Origin of the sequence: Gilvimarinus sp. 2_MG-2023 (assembly GCF_030547685.1) — a bacterium.
GTDB lineage: Bacteria > Pseudomonadota > Gammaproteobacteria > Pseudomonadales > Cellvibrionaceae > Gilvimarinus.
The window spans coordinates 49,195-67,585 of sequence record NZ_JAUOQM010000018.1; the positions used below are offsets into that span (position 1 = coordinate 49,195).

General features: G+C 52.2%; 18 protein-coding genes and 2 tRNA genes. 17 read left to right on the forward strand and 3 right to left on the reverse strand.

Annotated features, from left to right (window positions below; genetic code table 11):
* The first annotated feature begins 6 nt into the window (after positions 1 to 6).
* From hrpB to grxD, 3 genes are all read left to right on the forward strand, one after another.
* Positions 7 to 2,457 (forward strand): ATP-dependent helicase HrpB, encoded by a 2,451-nt coding sequence (gene hrpB / locus Q4526_RS03035; protein ID WP_303609522.1) that lies wholly within the window; start codon positions 7 to 9, stop codon positions 2,455 to 2,457.
* Positions 2,458 to 2,485: 28 nt separating this feature from the next.
* Complete coding sequence (locus Q4526_RS03040; RefSeq protein ID WP_215975425.1) at positions 2,486 to 4,564, forward strand: TonB-dependent receptor; 2,079 nt, start codon at positions 2,486 to 2,488, stop codon at positions 4,562 to 4,564.
* A gap of 371 nt (positions 4,565 to 4,935) precedes the next feature.
* A complete protein-coding gene (gene grxD / locus Q4526_RS03045) occupies positions 4,936 to 5,265 on the forward strand; it encodes a Grx4 family monothiol glutaredoxin (protein ID WP_215975426.1) in 330 nt (109 codons plus the stop codon).
* 83 nt (positions 5,266 to 5,348) lie between these two features.
* Here grxD and Q4526_RS03050 read toward each other — a convergent pair whose 3' ends face one another.
* Positions 5,349 to 5,687 (reverse strand): hypothetical protein, encoded by a 339-nt coding sequence (locus tag Q4526_RS03050; protein ID WP_215975427.1) that lies wholly within the window; start codon positions 5,685 to 5,687, stop codon positions 5,349 to 5,351.
* Between the two features lie 180 nt (positions 5,688 to 5,867).
* Between Q4526_RS03050 and lpxL the strand changes: the two genes are divergently transcribed.
* The 3 genes from lpxL (at position 5,868) to Q4526_RS03065 (ending at position 9,136) form a co-directional block, all read left to right on the forward strand.
* Complete coding sequence (lpxL, locus tag Q4526_RS03055; protein ID WP_215975428.1) at positions 5,868 to 6,821, forward strand: LpxL/LpxP family Kdo(2)-lipid IV(A) lauroyl/palmitoleoyl acyltransferase; 954 nt, start codon at positions 5,868 to 5,870, stop codon at positions 6,819 to 6,821.
* 111 nt (positions 6,822 to 6,932) lie between these two features.
* Positions 6,933 to 7,886 carry a magnesium/cobalt transporter CorA gene (corA, locus tag Q4526_RS03060; protein WP_215975429.1) on the forward strand — a complete coding sequence of 318 codons (954 nt, stop codon included), beginning with the start codon at positions 6,933 to 6,935 and terminating at the stop codon, positions 7,884 to 7,886.
* Between the two features lie 146 nt (positions 7,887 to 8,032).
* On the forward strand, positions 8,033 to 9,136 hold the full coding sequence (locus Q4526_RS03065) for a phosphoribosylaminoimidazolesuccinocarboxamide synthase (protein ID WP_215975430.1): 1,104 nt from the start codon (positions 8,033 to 8,035) through the stop codon (positions 9,134 to 9,136).
* Between the two features lie 16 nt (positions 9,137 to 9,152).
* On the opposite strand, the gene Q4526_RS03070 is transcribed toward Q4526_RS03065, so the two are convergent.
* Positions 9,153 to 9,476 (reverse strand): hypothetical protein, encoded by a 324-nt coding sequence (locus Q4526_RS03070; RefSeq protein ID WP_215975431.1) that lies wholly within the window; start codon positions 9,474 to 9,476, stop codon positions 9,153 to 9,155.
* 89 nt (positions 9,477 to 9,565) lie between these two features.
* On the opposite strand from Q4526_RS03070, the gene queE reads away from it, so the two are divergent.
* From queE to Q4526_RS03115, 9 genes are all read left to right on the forward strand, one after another.
* Positions 9,566 to 10,216 carry a 7-carboxy-7-deazaguanine synthase QueE gene (gene queE / locus Q4526_RS03075; RefSeq protein ID WP_215975432.1) on the forward strand — a complete coding sequence of 217 codons (651 nt, stop codon included), beginning with the start codon at positions 9,566 to 9,568 and terminating at the stop codon, positions 10,214 to 10,216.
* A gap of 20 nt (positions 10,217 to 10,236) precedes the next feature.
* Positions 10,237 to 10,911, forward strand: coding sequence for a 7-cyano-7-deazaguanine synthase QueC (gene queC, locus Q4526_RS03080; RefSeq protein WP_215975433.1), 675 nt, complete (start codon positions 10,237 to 10,239; stop codon positions 10,909 to 10,911).
* 185 nt (positions 10,912 to 11,096) lie between these two features.
* Positions 11,097 to 11,172: transfer RNA gene (locus tag Q4526_RS03085), tRNA-Lys, on the forward strand.
* Positions 11,173 to 11,247: 75 nt separating this feature from the next.
* Positions 11,248 to 11,323 (forward strand) — tRNA-Lys (locus Q4526_RS03090).
* A gap of 160 nt (positions 11,324 to 11,483) precedes the next feature.
* Positions 11,484 to 12,551, forward strand: coding sequence for a quinolinate synthase NadA (gene nadA / locus Q4526_RS03095; protein ID WP_215975434.1), 1,068 nt, complete (start codon positions 11,484 to 11,486; stop codon positions 12,549 to 12,551).
* A 123-nt stretch (positions 12,552 to 12,674) separates the two neighbouring features.
* Positions 12,675 to 13,550, forward strand: a complete 876-nt coding sequence (gene dapA / locus Q4526_RS03100; protein ID WP_215975435.1) for a 4-hydroxy-tetrahydrodipicolinate synthase — start codon at positions 12,675 to 12,677, stop codon at positions 13,548 to 13,550.
* 20 nt (positions 13,551 to 13,570) lie between these two features.
* The gene (gene bamC, locus Q4526_RS03105; protein ID WP_215975436.1) at positions 13,571 to 14,731 is read left to right on the forward strand and encodes an outer membrane protein assembly factor BamC; all 1,161 of its coding nucleotides are present in this window, start codon (positions 13,571 to 13,573) and stop codon (positions 14,729 to 14,731) included.
* Between the two features lie 29 nt (positions 14,732 to 14,760).
* A complete protein-coding gene (locus tag Q4526_RS03110) occupies positions 14,761 to 15,537 on the forward strand; it encodes an MBL fold metallo-hydrolase (protein WP_215975437.1) in 777 nt (258 codons plus the stop codon).
* A 61-nt stretch (positions 15,538 to 15,598) separates the two neighbouring features.
* Positions 15,599 to 15,862 (forward strand): PilZ domain-containing protein, encoded by a 264-nt coding sequence (locus tag Q4526_RS03115; protein ID WP_215975573.1) that lies wholly within the window; start codon positions 15,599 to 15,601, stop codon positions 15,860 to 15,862.
* Between the two features lie 10 nt (positions 15,863 to 15,872).
* Here the strand turns inward: Q4526_RS03115 and Q4526_RS03120 are convergent, their stop codons facing one another.
* Complete coding sequence (locus tag Q4526_RS03120; RefSeq protein WP_215975438.1) at positions 15,873 to 16,316, reverse strand: hypothetical protein; 444 nt, start codon at positions 16,314 to 16,316, stop codon at positions 15,873 to 15,875.
* Between the two features lie 261 nt (positions 16,317 to 16,577).
* On the opposite strand from Q4526_RS03120, the gene Q4526_RS03125 reads away from it, so the two are divergent.
* Entirely contained in the window at positions 16,578 to 17,228 is a 651-nt protein-coding gene (locus tag Q4526_RS03125; RefSeq protein WP_215975439.1) for an OmpA family protein, read from the forward strand.
* 43 nt (positions 17,229 to 17,271) lie between these two features.
* Positions 17,272 to 18,099: a class I SAM-dependent methyltransferase gene (locus Q4526_RS03130; protein WP_215975440.1), complete on the forward strand. Its 828-nt coding sequence runs from the start codon at positions 17,272 to 17,274 to the stop codon at positions 18,097 to 18,099.
* Positions 18,100 to 18,391 lie beyond the last annotated feature (292 nt).

An 18,391-nucleotide genomic window follows, 5' to 3' on the forward strand; every position in this document is an offset into this window, starting at 1 on the left:
GCAATCGTGGATTCTGTTATTGATTTACCACTCGCGAGTTTGCGCGACGAGTTTGTCCGGGCATTGGGGCAGGGCAGCTTATTGTTGGAGGCCGAACCCGGAGCGGGTAAGTCTACCCTGGCGCCTTTGTGGGTGCTGGAAGCGTTGGGTAGCCGTGGCCAAATTTGGCTGATCCAGCCGCGCATTTTGGCAGCGCGCGCGCTGGCCAACCGGCTGGCGGCCATACTGAAAGTAGAGCTCGGCACGCGTGTGGGTTATCAAGTGCCTTTTGAGTCGCGTTTTAATCAAGATACCCAGCTTCTGGTAATGACGCCGGGTGTTCTGCTGCAGCGATTATTGGCCGACCCAGAACTCACGGCCGTGGCCGCGGTAATGCTCGATGAAATTCACGAGCGCTCGGTGCAGCAGGATACCGCTTGGGCATTTCTGCAGGAGACGGAAATCCTGCGTGATGATTTGCAGTTAGTGTTGATGTCGGCCACGCCCGATCAACTGCTGCGTGATCAAGTGGCCCAATCGTTGTACAGTCCTGGCCGCTGTTTTCCGGTGGCGCTAGAATACTGTCCGGCAAAAACTCAGACGAAATTCCCCGAGCGCCTGGAAGAACACCTGCTGCGAACGCTTAAAGCCTCGGCCGGTTGGCAGCAAGAGACTTTATTGGTGTTTCTGCCTGGCTGGCGTGATATTGAGCGCTGTCAGCAGACACTGAAAACCAACTACCCGACCCAGTCTGTGTTTACCTTGCACAGTCGGGTCAGCAGTGCCGAGCAGATGGCGGCGCTCGACCCCGCATCCGGCCCGCGCATTATCTTAGCGACCAATATTGCCGAAACCTCGTTAACCATAGCGGATGTCACCTTGGTGATTGACAGTGGCTTAGTGCGCGAGCCGGATTATCAACAGCGCACCGGTGTCAGCCGATTGCACACCCGGCGAATATCGCAGGCCAGTGCCGAGCAACGCAGCGGTCGGGCAGGCAGGGTGCAGGCCGGTCACTGTATTCGCCTGTGGCCAGAGTCAGAGCCCCTGGCACCCCAAACGCTGCCAGAAATACGCCGCTGCGATTACCTACCTTTGGCGCTGCAATTAGCCCATTGGGGGACGCCCGCCCGAGAGCTACCATGGCTGGAACCACCCGGCGCCATGGCTTTGCAGCAGTCGTTGCAAACCTTGCAACAGTGGCAACTGATCGATAGCGCTGGCGCCATTACCGGGCTGGGTAGCCAGGTTTCGGCGCTGGGTACGCACCCACGTATCGCGGCACTGTTGCTGCACGCCAGTCCCTATTTACCGTCATTTTCCTGGCTGATGCTGTTGGCTTTGGCTATGCATTTTGACCTGTCAGGTGAGGGGAGTGTGCAAGAGTGGCTGGCCCAAGCGGACCACGAGTTTGGTCGCGACCGGCGCTGGCAGACATTGGCGCGCCGTTGGTGCCGGGTATTGTCTATTACCGTTAAACCCTCAGCCGAGTGGTCCATGTTATCGCCCGAAGCTAGCCAGTGTGTGGCTGGTGTACTGGCCGAGCGCATAGGCCACAGTGATGGCGATGGTCGCTACCGGCTCAACAGTGGCGTAACCGTTGCGCTGCGCTCTACCGCCGAGTGGGCGCTGCTGCTGCAAATTTCGGCTCGGGGCCGCGCTTTGACCGGAGTCGCTGTTGATCTGTCTCTCGAGCGCGAGCAAATTCGGCATTTGGCGCAGGCCAGGGTGACGCTCGAACAGCAGGGCACAGGGGCCAAAAAGCGCTGGTTTCGCGTTTGCCGTTATTACCTCGGCGGTAAAGAGATCGACAGCCAGCGCCAGCCTTTGTCCGCAGACGACATACCCGATGCCATTATAAAAAGCGTGAAGGATAGAGGCCTGTCGAATCTGCCTTGGGCTCAAGGGGCGTTGACGTTATTGCTGCGTGCTCGACTGGCCGAGCGCTACCAACTGTTGGCCTTGCCGCCACTGGATGCCGAATGCTTACAAGCCAGCCTACACGATTGGCTGAGTGGGTTTCTCAATTCGCAGTCGGACATCGCACACTTACCACTGGAGCAAGGGTTGGCTTTCTACTTAGGCTTTGAAACTGTTCAGGCCTTGGATAAGGCATTGCCGTTACGATTGTCATTGCCTAGCGGTCGCAAGGTTGAGGTGAATTATTGGGGCGGCGGGGATTGTGAGGCGCAGGTGCGTGACGGCCCATTGGGAGAACCAAGTATTGCCGCTAAACTGCAAGAATTTTTTGGCGCCAAGCAGTGTTCTCTGCCAGCAAGCCAGGTGCCACTGGCGATTGAATTGTTATCCCCCGCCGGGCGGCCACTGGCTATTACCCGAGATTTAGCCTTCTTTTGGCGAGAAGTGTATCCTGAGGTCCGCCGCGAAGTGCGTGGTCGCTACGCCAAGCATCCCTGGCCTGAAGACCCTCTGAATCATAGTGCGACTCACCTAACCAAGCGGCGGCTCGAATCTTAAATATATTATTTATGGAGTCAGTAGTTTAATGAGATGCTCCCCGATTCACTCATCGTGTTTATTCCTTCTCTCGGTGGTCTGCCTGCCCAGCTTGGCGCAGGCGGCACTATCGGGCTCTGATGTGACTGCGTCTGAGCAACAAGTATCCGAGCAGACAGAGCCCGCCATCGAGACGGTGGTGGTGACCTCGGGATATAGCGAAGGCCTCTGGCAGCAGGCGGTGGGGGCTGTGGCTGTGCTTGACACTCGGCGTCAAACACCAGGCATGGGGCAAGACAGCGCTGAACTTTTGGCAGGCTTTGCCGGTGTGCAAGCCGATAGCCGTTCTAATTTTGCTCAGGATACGCGACTGTCAATTCGAGGTTTTGGTGCGCGCTCGGCTTTTGGGGTGCGAGGTATTAATCTTCGAGTCGATGGTGTGCCGCTAACGATGCCCGATGGTCAGAGCCAAACGTCCAGCTTATTACTTGATAGCATTGACAGAGTGGAGGTTCAGCGAGGGCCTTTGGCGTCTTTGTATGGCAATGGGGCCGGGGGCAGCATCGCGTTCTACTCCGCATCACCTGAGGTGAGCGAAACCAGCCTCTCGGCGGCTGCGGGTTCGGCTGGCGAGCGCCGCTATCAGTTGCAAGCCTCTTGGGTGGGCGAGCAGCACGCCGCGCGTGTAATCGCCCGGACCTTTTCCGCTGACGGTTCTCGTCAGCATTCCAGTGCCGAGCGTGAGCAACTCGCTGCGCAGTGGTATTACCAAGGGGAGGAAGGGCTCAATGTGGTGGCAAGGTTAGACTTAAGTCGCGACCCGTTGAGCCAGGACCCACAAGGTATTACCTATGAGCAGTGGCAGGAAGACCCCAGCCAAGTCCACCTTGTGGCAACCTTGTTCGACCCGCGTAAATCCAGTCGCCACCGTCAAGTTTCGGTCAGTGCTAATAAACCCCACTCATGGGGGCGCTGGCAAAGCTCGGTTTGGTTTGGTGACCGCCAGGTCGAGCAATTTTTAAGTTTTGCTGGCGATGCAGTAGACAGCGGCGGTGCCGTTATTGATTTGCAGCGTCAGTTCGCCGGTGGCAATGCCATCGCCGAGCGAGATTTTGGTGCATGGCAAGGGTTGCTGGGGGCTGAGTTGGGGGTGATGAGTGATGCCCGACGCGGTTTTATCAACGATTATGGCTTGCGCGGCGAGCTTCAACGCGATGAAGACAATACTGTTAGCAATTCGGATTTGTTTGCCGGAGTTACTTGGTCGGCTACCGAGCGCTTACGCTTGCGCGGTGGCGGGCGTGTGAGTCGAGTGAGTTTCGACGTTAAAGATTATTATTTCACTGAGGGCAACCCGGATGACTCGGGTGAGCTGACCTTTACGGAGCCCTCGTATTTTGCCGGCGTCAGTTACGGCGAAAAGCACTGGCGCTTGTTTGGCAATCTGGGGGCCGGTTTTGGCGCGCCGACGCTTACCGAGCTGGCCTATCGCCCCGAGGGCAGTGGCTTTAATCAAGATTTGGTGCCCGCGCGCAACCGCCAGGCCGAGCTGGGGTGGCGAGTGCAAAAGCCGCGCTGGCAGAGCAGCTTGGTGGCATTTATGGTGCGAACCCGCAACGAATTAGTGGTGGATCAGTCAACCGGTGGGCGCACGACCTACCGTAACGGCGCCGATACTGAGCGCCAGGGGCTGGAGTGGATGCTAGATGCTGAACTCAGTAGCTCGGTAGATTGGCGCTTGGGGGCGACTTGGTTGAATGCTGAATACACCGCAGGCCCCTACGCTAATCACGCTATTCCCGGGGTGGCTCGCACCAATATCTACTCGCAGTGGGAATGGCAACCTCTTGGGGATCGTTTAAAGATAGCAGTGGTGGGGCGGTTTCGATCGGGGGTGATGACCTCGGATGACAACGATGAACGCGTGCCCAGCGCAATGACTTGGGATCTGGCCTTAACCTCGCCGTGGGAGGCGCCCCGTTGGCGGGGGGAGTGGTGGGTTAAATGCAGCAATTTGTTGGATGACGATATCGTTGGCTCTGTTATTGTCAATCAGAGTCGCGGTCGAACCATTGAGCCGGCCCCAGGGCGACAATTTAGTGTGGGTTTGACTCTGACCCGAAGATGATAGCGCTGTCATTGCGAGTGACTAAAATTTGCGTTCTGTTTTAAGGTAAAAAAGCGCAAATATCGACCAAAATTGGTAATTTATTCACCTTTTGCAGTCCCATTTGAGCTTCAGTTGGGGTATGATGTTCTGACTGTAATGATGAGTTGGTTAGGCTTTGGCCTGAATCAACTGTCCATACAGACCGTTCTTCGCAACGGTCGCAGGGAATGCTAGCGACGTAAATTTGGATCAGGTGCTGCAGTGCGGTAGAATAGAATACCTGAGTAAGCCGCTGGGTTATTCTGGATTCTTTTTGACCCACCCGTGTTAGGCTCAAATGCAGGCTCATTTTAGCCCTCCGATCCGAAGTATAGAGGTAGATTTTGTCTATGGACGTCGTAGATACCATCAAGCAACAGATTTCTGAAAATCCGGTGATTTTGTACATGAAAGGATCACCTAACGCACCTCAGTGTGGATTTTCACAGCGTACTTCACAGGCAGTGATGGCGTGCGGTCAGCGGTTTGCGTACGTGGATGTACTTTCAAACCCTGAACTCCGCGAAGGTTTAAAGCAGTACGCCAATTGGCCGACTTATCCGCAATTGTGGGTGAACGGTGAACTGGTAGGCGGTTGCGATATTGTGACCGAGATGTTTGACAGTGGTGAACTAAAGACGCTTGTTGAGTCTGTCGTTCCCGCCGATTCTTCTGATTGATTCATGCTCCTGTTGGGGCAGCTCCCGTTCCGGGCGCTGCCCATTTCTTTTCTGCTTATTCTCTAATCTCATCCATACTGTCGTTAACTGTTAATTTTCCAAGCGTATACTCCCAGAACCGCTAGTGCGATAGCGCAGAGAATCATTAAGGTCGCTCCCAGTTTGCGATAAGGGTGCTCGACGATTTCCACTTCCCCATCTGTTCGTAACCAGTGCGCCATCCAGGCTGCTTTTTTGGATTTTAGCAGTCGAATTTCTTGGTTGCGCAGAGCTCTTATTTGTTCTTCGATTTCTTCGCGCTGTGGGCCACTGCATTTCTCGCGTTCTTGATAAAGCGCGTCTAATTTTTTTTGCAGCTCGCCATGGTTGTCGTCAATGCGCTGGCTGAGTGCCTGCAGTTTTTTGTCGTTAGTTTGTTGCACTGTTTATCTCCACGCCAATTATGTGCCAACAGTAACAGAGTTGAGGGTGACAACTCCAATAAGACAGGCCTGATAGGGGACACAATGCCATGTCGCCCTGCTATAATCTCTGCCGATTTACCCTTGGTGCAACGACGTTTGCGCGATTAAGCCCCGATAGCAGTAGGAAGGCAAATCTCTATGGCTGATTCATCATCCCGTCGATCGTTAAGCGGTTATACACACCCTAAATACTGGGGGACGTGGCTTGGGCTAGGTGTTCTGGTGCTTATCGCGTATTTGCCGTTGCCGGTTACCCGCGCGCTAGGGGTGTTGATGGGTAAGCTGTTTTACCGTTTTGCTACCGAGCGCTGTGAAATTACCCGAATTAATGTGGCGTTGTGCTTTCCCGAGCTGAGTGCTCAAGAAAAAGAGCAGCGAGTACGTGAGATTTTACGCAACGTGGGGTTGAGCTTTATTGAGTCTGCGGTTGCACTTTGGGCGCCGGATCGCAAGTTTCGCAATCTATACACCTTTGAGGGCCTGGATATTCTTCGCCGACTTGAGGCGCAAGGTAAAGGTGTGATGCTGCTTGGTGGTCACTACACCAGTCTGGATATGGCCGGTCGCGTGATGGGGTTGAATATTGAGTGTGACATGGTGTACCGGGTGGATCGCAATCCGCTGTTGGCTGATGCGGTAGCGCGTGCGCGAGAGAGGTTGTCGGGAGCCGCCATTGAGCGTGACGATGTTCGGCAAATGGTCAGGCGATTGCGCCAGGGGCGCCGCCTTTGGTATGCCCCCGATCAAGATTACGGGAGGAGTAATACTGTATTTGCTCCCTTCTTTGGAGTGCCAGCGGCGACGGTAACGGCAACTGCTCGTTTGGCGCGTATGGGACGCGCCGTAGTGTGTCCTTTTGAGCACTGGCGTGATGAGCAAGGAATTTACCACGTGCGTGTTAAAGAGCCACTGGCAGACTTTCCTAGTGGTGACGATGTGCTCGATGCTACGCGGGCGAACGAAGTGGTCGAGTCGGTGGTGCGCCGCTATCCGAGTCAATACTTGTGGGTGCACAGGCGGTTTAAAACCCGGCCAGAGGGGGAGGTTACGCCCTATCCACCTAGGCAAAGAAAGCGCAAAAGAAATCACTGATGGGTAGGCAGAGCTGGAAAAAGCTGCGTAGACTTAATCACATAAAAGGCTAGGCCCGCTTAGAAAATCTGAGCGGGGTGGGCAATATTGCTAGGGCCGGGAGAGCTAAACATGCTGAGAATGTTTGATATTCAAAATGCCAAACTGCGCGACCAAAATGTTGACCCGAATAATGTGCATTCGGCGATGCAAGAGGCTGTCTGGATTGATGCGCACGAGCCCACTGATGAAGAGCGAGAGCAGCTCAATACATTTTTGCGTGCTGAGCTGCCCGAGTCGGACGATGTAGAAGAGATTGAGTTTTCGGCGCGTTATTTTTTGGACTCCGCCGGTATTCATGTTCACTCCCTATTTCTGACCCCCACTGAAGGGCGCCACAGCACGACTACGGTTGCTTTTATTTTGCAGGAAAAGCGCCTGCTGACGCTGCGTGATGGCGAGCTGGCAGACTTTCGTTTGCTTAGGATGCGCGCTCGCAGAGGGCAGGTGCAGGCCCATTCGCCGCAAGATCTCTTGATTACCATGTTTGAACAAAAGGTCGAAAACCTTGCCGACGTGCTGGAGGATATCCATCGTAAATTGGAGGATGTTAGTCATACCGTGCTGGAAGATGACGATGCCGATTTAGAAGATGCGATCGACAGGCTCGCTAAGCTGGAAGACAGTAACGGTAAAATCCGCTTGTGCTTGATGGATACGCAGCGCTCCATCTCATTTTTGCAGCGTCATTTGCGCGAGCATTTTGAATTGCAAGAAACCGCCCGAGAAATCAAGCGCGATGTGGATACCTTGATGTCCCACACAGCTTTTTTGTTCGATAAAATCAACTTCTTGATGGATTCTACTCAAGGTTTTATCAATATTGAACAGAACCAAATTATTAAAACCTTCTCCATTGCCGCGGTGATCTTCCTGCCTCCCACGGTGGTGGCCAGCTTTTATGGGATGAATTTTGAATTTATTCCGGGTTTGCACTGGGAGTGGGGCTACGTTACCGGCACCTTAGTGATGCTTGCCTCAGCCATTGCTCCGCTTTGGTACTTTAAGCGTAAAGACTGGTTGTAGCGCGGCCGTCGCAGCGTTTTACTTGCGCTGAGTTGGGCACTTATTAATTATTTTCACGGATATCCAAGAGGCGATGGGCACGTTTCAACGCGGTTGAAATATGCTATTATCGCCCGTTTTTCGATCTGCATCGACAGGAATTTCTTATGAATCTTGCTGACAGGGTTCTGGCGGTTAACAACGATCTTCCCATTCGCACCCAGCTTCCGGTTCATAGCGGTAAGGTGCGTTCGGTTTATTGGTTGACCGAAGCGGATAGCCGCCGCTTGATTGCCGATAAAGGCTATGACGTTGCCGCTGATGCGCCCTTGGCGATTATGGTAATCAGTGACCGAATCTCAGCTTTCGATTGTATTTGGCATGGTGAGGGCGGTATGAACGGTGTGCCGGGTAAAGGTGCGGCGCTCAATGCCATCTCCAACCACTGGTTTCGGTTGTTTCGCGAGCAGGGTTTGGCCGATAGCCATATTTTGGATATTCCTCACCCACTGGTTTGGATTGTGCAAAAAGCGCGTCCGGTAAAAATCGAGGCGATCTGCAGGCAGTATATTACCGGCTCTATGTGGCGCGCCTACTCTAAAGGTGAGCGCGAGTTTTGCGGTATCCAATTGCCGGACGGTTTAAGCAAAGATCAAAAGCTACCTGAGCTGCTCATTACCCCCTCGACTAAAGGTATTCTGCAAGGAATTCCGGGAGTGCCAGAGGTGGATGATGTCAATATTACCCGCCGAGATATCGCTGCTAATTTTGCGGCTTTCAACTTTAAGTCAGAAGGCGATATTGAGCAGTATGAGACATTGCTGAAAGACGGTTTTGCCGTGATCAGTCAGGCGTTAAACGACCTGGATCAAATATTTGTCGATACCAAATTTGAGTTTGGCTATGTCACAGACGCCGCTGGTAACGACAAGCTAATTTATACCGATGAGGTAGGTACGCCCGACTCCTCACGCATATGGGACGGCCCCAGTTATCGCGCCGGTGAGGTTGTGGAGCAATCGAAAGAGGCGTTTCGCCAATTGTTATTGAACCACTTCCCCGACCCCGACATTCTGCTTAACAAAGATCGTATGGATGAAAGGCAGGCTCTGGCAGAAAACAATGCCTTGCCTGAGGCTGTATTGATGCAGGTGTCGCAAACGTATCTGGGCATTGCGGAAAAAGTGATCGGCCAGACCATAGAGGTATCGGCAAATCCTAAGCAAGAGATTATCGACACGCTGCGTGAGCAATACGACCTAATAAGCTAACCAGTCAGTCATGGGGTTATTCTACCCACTCCCAACGCAAGGGTTCGCCAAACTCATCGTAGATGAGTTTTTTGCGAGGCCTGGATTGTTTTGGGCGGGACTGCTTGGTTGAGGTTTGCGGTTTTTTGCGCTCCTCTATGGCGGCAATCTCGTCGCTGACCGGGGTGCGTGTCTCTGGCTCGGCTTTCTTGTCAAACACATGGGGTAGCGGACTGTTGACGGTATCGCGGCCCGATTGGCCGCGTGGCACTTCAGACACGGTACCACCGCGAGCCTGAAAGGCACGAATTTGCGCCTCAAGTTCCCGACGCTGTTCCTTTTTGGATTTGACCAGTTTCATGCAGTAGACGCGAGTTATGACGAAGCCGATTAGAATAGCATTTGCAACGACAGCCTGAAAGCAGACAGCCGGATTTGAGTGAAGAATTGATGAGTGAAACGAGCGTTAAAATTACCGAGATTTTTTACTCGCTGCAAGGTGAGTCAAACACAGTCGGTTTGCCGACCGTGTTTGTACGCCTGACGGGTTGCCCGCTGCGCTGCGGTTATTGCGACAGCGAGTACGCCTTTTACGGCGGCGAGCGTATGATGCTTGCACAGGTGCTGGAAAAGGTGGCGTCATACAAGGCGCGCTATGTGTGCGTTACCGGGGGCGAGCCAATGGCTCAGCCGGGTACGCCCGAGTTGCTGACCAAACTCTGCGATCAGGGCTATCAGGTGTCGCTGGAAACCAGTGGCGCCATGTCCCTGGCTAATGTGGATGAGCGTGTGGTTAAAGTGATGGATTTGAAAACTCCGGGCTCGGGTGAAAGCAGTCGTAATCTGTGGGAAAATCTAGAGTATCTGGGGCGGCGAGATCAAATAAAATTTGTGCTTTGCTCGCGGGAAGACTATCAGTGGGCAAGCCTTAAATTGGATGAGTATAAGCTTGCTGAGCGGGTCGATGATATTTTGATGTCGCCCAGTTTTGGTGAGATCAATCCACGCGATTTGGCCGATTGGATTGTGACTGACAATCTTCCGGTGCGCTTTCAGTTGCAGTTACATAAAATTTTGTGGGATGACACGCCGGGTCATTAACGTTAGTTGTTGGAGACGCTATGAGCGAGAAAAAAGCCGTTGTTTTGGTATCGGGTGGTTTGGATTCCACCACCGCTTTGGCCATTGCCCGCAGCGAGGGGTTTACCTGTTACACCATCAGCTTTGATTATGGTCAGCGTATGCGAGCTGAACTTGTGGCCGCAGAACGAGCCGCTAAAGCACTGGGCAGCATTGAGCACAAAGTTATCGACCTGGATTTACGCAAAATTGGCGGTTCGGCACTGACCGACGATAAAATTGCAGTGCCAGAGCATGAAACACAAGGCGTGCCTGTGACCTATGTGCCTGCGCGCAATACGGTATTTTTGTCCATTGCTCTGGGTTGGGCGGAGGTACTGGGGGCGGATGATATCTTTATTGGTGTCAATGCGGTTGATTACTCCGGTTACCCAGATTGCCGGCCAGATTATATTGCCGCCTATGAAAAAATGGCTAATTTGGCTACCCGGGCAGGCACAGAAGGGCACAGCTTAAAGATACGAACCCCGTTAATCGACTTAACCAAGGCTCAAATTGTACAAAAAGGGCTGTCATTAGGAGTCGATTACGGGCTGACGGTATCCTGTTACCAGGCTGATGATGACGGTCGTGCCTGCGGTCTCTGCGATAGCTGTCGGTTGCGTAAGGTGGGTTTCCAACAGGCGGGCGTGAGCGACCCTACCCGTTATCGTTAGTCGGTGTTGAATGCTGGTTGTGGCAGAGCTTGAGGAAAATCGCTGAAAAACTGCCCGCATCGGTAAGTTATTGATCAGTTGTGGTTTATTCTCTAGAAAAGCAAAAAATTGCTTGTTTTTTCTGCTTAAATCATTATTATGTGCGCCTCTGATTTGGACGCTGAACAGCGCGTTTAATGTCAGTTGGGTCGTTAGCTCAGTTGGTAGAGCAGTTGGCTTTTAACCAATTGGTCGCGCGTTCGAGTCGCGCACGACCCACCATTTTCAAAGATTGGCAGTTTACTGAGCGCTGCCGATTTAAGTGTTTACTAGAATTACAGTGTATGTCAGTTTTATGGGTCGTTAGCTCAGTTGGTAGAGCAGTTGGCTTTTAACCAATTGGTCGCGCGTTCGAGTCGCGCACGACCCACCATATAAAACGCCGAGCCCTTGGGGCTTGGCGTTTTTTTTTGCTTTGCGCTCAGTCTGCGCGCGGGTGAATAGAGCGAAAAAAGCGGGTGCTGTGGTAGAATGTCCCGCTTATAGTTCAACCCGTCCCGCACAATCTGCGGGGCTATTTGGGTAATTACATTATGTCCAGTGACGTTATTGAAACCGCCAAAATCGAGTCTCTCGCCGCTGACCGTCAGGTCGTGGTGGAGCACCTGGCTGGCATTAACCCTCACGCGCAATTAAGTGAGCAAGAAAGGAGTGACTACAAGGCGCGAATTAAAGCCCTGCTAACCCAGCACAATGCGGTGTTGGTGGCGCACTACTATACCGATCCTATAATTCAGGAATTGGCTGAGGAAACTGGCGGCTGCGTTGCCGACTCGCTGGAAATGGCACGCTTCGGCAAAGAGCACCCAGCCGATACCCTGATTGTGGCCGGGGTGAAGTTTATGGGGGAGACGGCCAAAATTCTGACCCCCCACAAGCGCGTGCTGATGCCAACCCTGGAGGCTACCTGCTCACTGGACATTGGTTGCCCTGCAGATGAGTTTGCCGCGTTTTGCGACCAGCACCCGGACCGAACCGTGGTGGTGTACGCCAACACCTCTGCCGCCGTTAAGGCGCGTGCCGACTGGGTGGTGACCTCCAGTATCGCGCTGGATGTGGTTGATTACTTGGATAAAAATGGTGAAAAAATCTTATGGGCGCCCGATAAGCATCTGGGCTCCTATGTGCAAAAGCAGACCGGCGCAGACGTATTGTTGTGGGATGGGGCCTGTATTGTGCACGAAGAGTTCAAAGCCAAAGGCATTGAGGATTTAAAAACCCTATATCCTGAAGCGGCAGTGTTGGTTCATCCAGAGTCTCCGCAAAGTGTGGTTGAGCTGGCCGACGTGGTGGGCTCCACCTCCCAGCTGATTCAGGCCGCTGAAACATTGCCCAATCAAGAACTGATTGTGGCAACAGACCAGGGTATTTTCTTCAAAATGCAGCAGCGATGCCCGGATAAAACGTTCCATGTGGCGCCTACCGCTGGTAGTGGAGCCACTTGTCGCAGCTGTGCTAACTGCCCATGGATGGCGTTGAACGCGCTGGACAATCTGGCGGATGTTTTTGATCGTACCGACAATGAGATTTTTGTCGATGCCGAACTCGCTGAAATGGCCATGCGTCCATTGCGGCGGATGTTGGAGTTTAAAAAGAGCTAACGGGCGCTTGTCTCTACCCCCAGCGGTGCGTAACATGACGCCAAATTGTAAACCTGTGATCGAGGTGAATCGCCTCGGTCGAAAGTGGCGACCGCCCGGTGCGCCTACCGATTTGGAGTAACTATGATTCAAGGCAGTATGGTTGCCCTGGTAACCCCGATGCATGGCGATAACAGTCTTGACTGGGATGGCTTAGCCCACCTGCTGGATTGGCACCTAGAGCAGGGCACACACGCCATTGTGGCGGTGGGTACCACTGGCGAGTCGGCCACTTTGAATGTGGATGAACACCTTGCAGTGATTAAGTTTGTGGTCAAGCGGGTAGCGGGCCGTATTCCGGTTATTGCCGGCACTGGTGCGAACTCAACCTCAGAGGCTATTGAGCTGACCCGGGGGGCCAAGGAGGCTGGAGCTGACGCCTGTTTGCTGGTTGCTCCCTATTACAACAAACCCACCCAGCAGGGCATGTACTTGCACCATAAGGCCATTGCTGAGGCGGTAGACATCCCTCAAATTCTCTACAATGTGCCGGGCCGCACCGCCGTGGATTTGCAGCCTGAAACCGTGCTGGAACTGGCAAAAATACCTAACATCATCGGTATTAAAGAAGCCACCGGCGATATGGATCGAGCCAAAGCTATTATCGATCATGCCCCAGAAGGCTTTAAAATCATCTCGGGTGATGATGAAACCGCAGTAGAATTGATGATTCTTGGCGGTCATGGGGATATTTCTGTCACGGCGAATGTCATACCCGGTAAGCTGGCTCAAATGTGTGAGTTAGCCATTGCCGGAAACGCCGAGGCAGCTCGACTGATTAACGCCGAGTTAATGCCTCTGCATAAAGCGCTTTTCTTGGAGGCAAACCCGATACCGGTTAAGTGGGCACTCGTGGAGATGGGTGTGTGCAAAAACGGTATCAGATTGCCTTTGACGCCTTTGTCCGAGCAATACCATGAGCAGGTGCGAGCGGCACTGCACAATGCAGACTTGATTTAAGCGGAATTGAAATTGTCACTATGATAAAAACATTAGCTCGACGGGTTGGGGTATTTAGTTTGATGTTGCTGGTTTCTGCCTGCGGCGTATTCGGTGGCGACGACGGCTATTTTCGCAACCGTGGTGGCGATTATCAAAAGGCCGATAAAATCGCGCCGATTAAAGTCCCCGAAGGTATGAGCGACCAGCGTTTGGGTAAGCTCTATCCAATACCCCCGCTGATCGAAACTGACTTTGAGCAGACGACCAGCTATGACAATGATGTCCCGCGGCCAGAGCCATTAGCCACGAATTTAATGCAAGAAAACATTAAAATTCAACGTTTAGGTGAAGAGCGCTGGATGTTAATGAATGTTTCTCCGGGCGAAGTATGGCCTCGGGTGAGAAGTTTCTTGAATGAGAATAATGTCGATGTCGCCAGCGCGGATATCAGTCGTGGTCTTATCGACAGTCACTGGTTGCAGTTCAAAACAGATTTAAGCACCATCGATCGATATCGGGTGCAGATAGATCAGGGCGTACAACCTGAGACCAGTGAAATTCATATTTTGCACCAATCGGTGGCCGGAGATAAACCACCGGAATCGGCCGAGTGGCCACAAGCGTCAACGTCTAAAGAGCGAGAATCTTGGTTGTTGGATGAAATGGCCGCGGCCCTAGCAGCTGATGCTACCTTAGGCGGTACCTCATTGTTGGCACAAGCGATCGGCGGTGAAGCAAAATCTGGATTGGTGGTGGAAGCCAGCGAACCGGTTATGAAGTTACGTCTTAATGAAGCCCGGGCCAAAGCAACACTGTTTCACGCCATGAAAGAAAATGGCTTTGCCATCTATGACAGTGCAGCAGGGCAGGACGTGTACTATTTGCACTTTGAATCCCCCGAAGCTGAAGACGAAGGTTGGTTCAGTGGTTGGTTCTCTGGTGATGAAAAAATCGTCCATGAAAGTCCTTATACAGTAGAGCAGTTATTAACGCAGGTTCCCAGTGGCGATGCTTTTGTGACAGCCCCGTTGTCGGCACCTGAAAAGGAAAGCCAATTTCCAGATGCGCCCGGTTATTTGCTGTTTGTAAAAGGTGGCAGTGGCGACTATACGATTCATCTGCGCGATGCTTACGGCAAAAGGCTTGAGCCGCGCTTGGCTCGCCAACTGTTAACGGTGTTACGAACTAACCTAATTTAATCCTGGGCGATCTGGCGATTGAGCTCATTATGAGGTTTGCCTCGCTCGGCAGCGGCAGTCAAGGTAATGGCACCGTCATTGAATGGAGTCATGGCGCGCTATTATTAGACTGCGGTTTTAGCATGAAAGAAGCCGAGATCCGACTGGCAAAACTTGGCTGTCACCCCAGTGACTTAACCGCTCTGGTGGTCACTCACGAACACAGTGATCATATTAAAGGAGTGGCCGCTTTGGCGCGGCGCTATAAAACCCCCGTTTACATGACTCCCGGCACTTATCACAGCCGCGATCTTGGCTCTATTCCCCATTTGCATCTTATTGAAGCCTATCGGGAATTCACTCTAGCAGGACTTAAAATTGAGCCTGTTCCTGTGCCGCACGATGCGCGTGAGCCTGCCCAATTTATATTTCATGCCAACGATATTTGCCTAGGGGTACTGACCGATTTGGGAAGCATCTCGCCACATGTCGAGGAGCGTTATCGCAATTGCGATGCTCTACTGCTTGAGGCCAATCACGATCCGGTTATGTTGGCGAGTGGCCCTTATCCACCCTCGTTGAAACGTCGGGTAGGAGGCGCTTGGGGGCACCTGAGCAATCAACAAACGGCGGGGTTTTTACAGCGCGTCAATACGGAAAAACTGCAGGCGCTGGTGATCGCTCATATCAGCCAAAAAAACAACTCTTTGGCCGCTGCACAAGCGGCTTTAAGTCCAGTGACGGAAAACGTTAAACAGGTGTGCTATGCCTGTCAGGATGAAGGTTTCAGCTGGATAGAGCTGACCTCTGGGCATGCGCTGCAGTAGCGGCGTGAATTCTGCTATATTTAGATTAAGCCATTATCGCAATCGAGGAGATATCGTCGCCATGGAGCGTCGTCAACACGAGCGAACTACCCGCAGCATTCGGGTTGAAATGACTCACCCCAGCATTGGTACTATTGTCGGGTTTACCACTGACATTTCCGATGGTGGAGCCCAAGTGATGATTGAAAATCAACCCAACCCGCCTTTGGGGACGGAGGTTCAGGTTTTGTTTCGTAAGGTAGTGGGGCCGATTAATGCTGAGCCTGTGAAAATGCGGGTAGTGCGTCAGCATCGCAATACTATAGGCTTAGCCTTTGCTGGCTAGCCGATAGCGACTACATACAATGTTCGGGCTGTTCAAGATGGCCATTATTTTCATACACAGTTTCCGATACTTTGCGTAAGGTATCGCACGATAGTTTTTGATTGCCGGTTAATCTCAAGTCGCTCAACCGTAATAAATTTATTAGTGGCTTGGTATCAATGATTTTATTGTGGTTTATATCCAGTGTTGTCAGCTTGCCTAGTAGCCCAATGGGGCCTAAGTCTTCTATAGTATTGTTCGATAAATCCAATTCCTTTAAGGCGTAAAATTGCTCTATCCCCACCACTGACTCAATACCCGCATAACTGCAGCGCAGACGAGTGAGTTGGCTGCTTGTGTGAATTTTTTCATCCTCAATGGTCTGTCGAATGCACGACTGTAAGCTTGGGTCGGCCGCTTTAATGTCTGCCAGCAATGGTTTAGGGCTATAAAGGACATTGTCATTGACCGACATTTCGTAGCCACTGCAAGCTGTTAAGAAAAAAAGAGTTGAGGAACAAATACAGCAAAGGATGCGTGACATAGTTGATGAGCTCAAAAATATTCAGTTTCGGTTAAGTGGTCTGCGTGTATTGTGACAGTATATGGCCCGAGGCACTACGCTAGGGTAAAACTTTTATGCTTGTGAGGCGTTGTTAACTGCGACTCGATAAAGTTGTACTCTGCGTAGTATTATTGGCCCCAATTTAATCGTAAGTTTTAGGTAGGAAATTTTATGAAACGTTTGATCGCCTATACCACCTTGTTCGCCCTTACAGCATGTACGACCACTGATCCCTATACCGGTGAGAAAAAAACCTCTAGCGCTACCACCGGCGCTGTTGTAGGCGCCATTGCCGGCGCAGCGGTAGGCATGGCATCGGCCAGTAAAAATGATCGTGAAAAAGGCGTGGTAACAGGCGCTCTGGCAGGCGGTGCCATCGGCGGTGGTATTGGCCTCTACCAAGATCGTCAAGAGGCGGCGCTAAAACAACAGCTCGAAGGCAGTGGAGTGCAAGTACAGCGCGAAGGCGACACTATTTCTCTGATTATGCCTGGCAACATTACCTTTGCTACTGACCAATATACGATTCGGAGTGAATTTCACAGTGTACTGAGCTCCGTGGCAACCGTATTAAGCGAGTATCAAAAAACCAATGTGAAAATCACCGGTCACACGGATTCTACCGGTTCAAGCCAGTACAATCAGTTGCTCAGCGAAAGACGAGCGCAAAGTGTTAAAGAGTACTTGGCGCAACAAGGGGTAAGTTACTCTCGATTGCGCTCTGAGGGCTATGCTTCACGCTATCCGATAGCCAGTAATGCCTCCTCTAGCGGCCGGGCACAAAACCGTCGAGTGGAAATTGATTTGATTCCACAATCGTAATTAACCACTTCGGTTTGATAATATAAGGGTAGAGGAGCCCCTTATGTCTTACCCTATTATCGTTTGTAATCACAAAATGCAGTACCCACAGGCAGCTCGTATGTCTGAGTTGCTGGGGGTTGAGCTATTGAGCTATATTCAACCCAGCGACCTAACCCATGTCGATTTTGCCTTAGTGTACGATCATACGGGTGTGGCCTTGGCTTATACGGGGCGCAAAGCTCCCGGGCCTATTCGGTGCGACTTTGCCAGTGGGGCGGTTAATCACCGGCGTCAGTTCGGCGGCGGTAAGGGGCAAATGATCGCCAAAGCGTGTGGTATCAGCGCCCACGTGATGCCCCGTGTGCTCGATGCTACCGCAGGGCTGGGGCGCGATGCTTTTGTGTTGGCCACCTTGGGGTGTGATGTGCAACTGCTAGAGCGCAACCCGGTTGTGCACGCTCTGCTACAAGACGGGCTGTCCCGAGCTGAAATCAGTGCAGACGCGACCCTAGCGGCTATTATTGGTCGTATGCAGCTGCTTGAGGCCGATGCGCGTTTGTTTATGACGCGAGCTAGCAAAGCCGATGTGGTTTATTTGGACCCTATGTTCCCAGAAAGACAGAAAGCGGCGCAGGTAAAAAAAGAGATGCAGGCCTTTCACACCCTGGTGGGAGGAGATCAGGACGCCGACGAGCTATTGCAGCAAGCGTTGGGGTTGGCTCGTTACCGGGTTGTGGTGAAGCGCCCACGCAAGGCGCCCAATCTTGCGGATACACCACCCAGTTATACCTTAGAAGGAAAAACCAGTCGCTTTGATATTTATGCGTTGTGTAAGCTGCCGGGCGCGCTCAACGATGGGAGTCATGCCAAAAATGATACAGTCGACTGAACAGAATCCTTCCTTGTGCAAGCATAGCAACCACAAAGCCAATCGCGACCAGTGCTACTCCTACTAAAGTAACCAGCTCTTGTTGTAATGATGGCTCAAGGCTCTGCGAGGCAATATAAATCGTGACCATGCCACAAAAAAAAGTCATGGCACCCATTCGAAACTGCTTGTAACAGACATCGAAGGGCGCTTGCATAAACTTTTTGAATCGGCTTTTCGCTTTCATGGCATTAGTATAAAGCAAGCGTCGCCCTCGTCTAGAGTGCAGGTGGGGCCCAGTTTGTTATTTTGG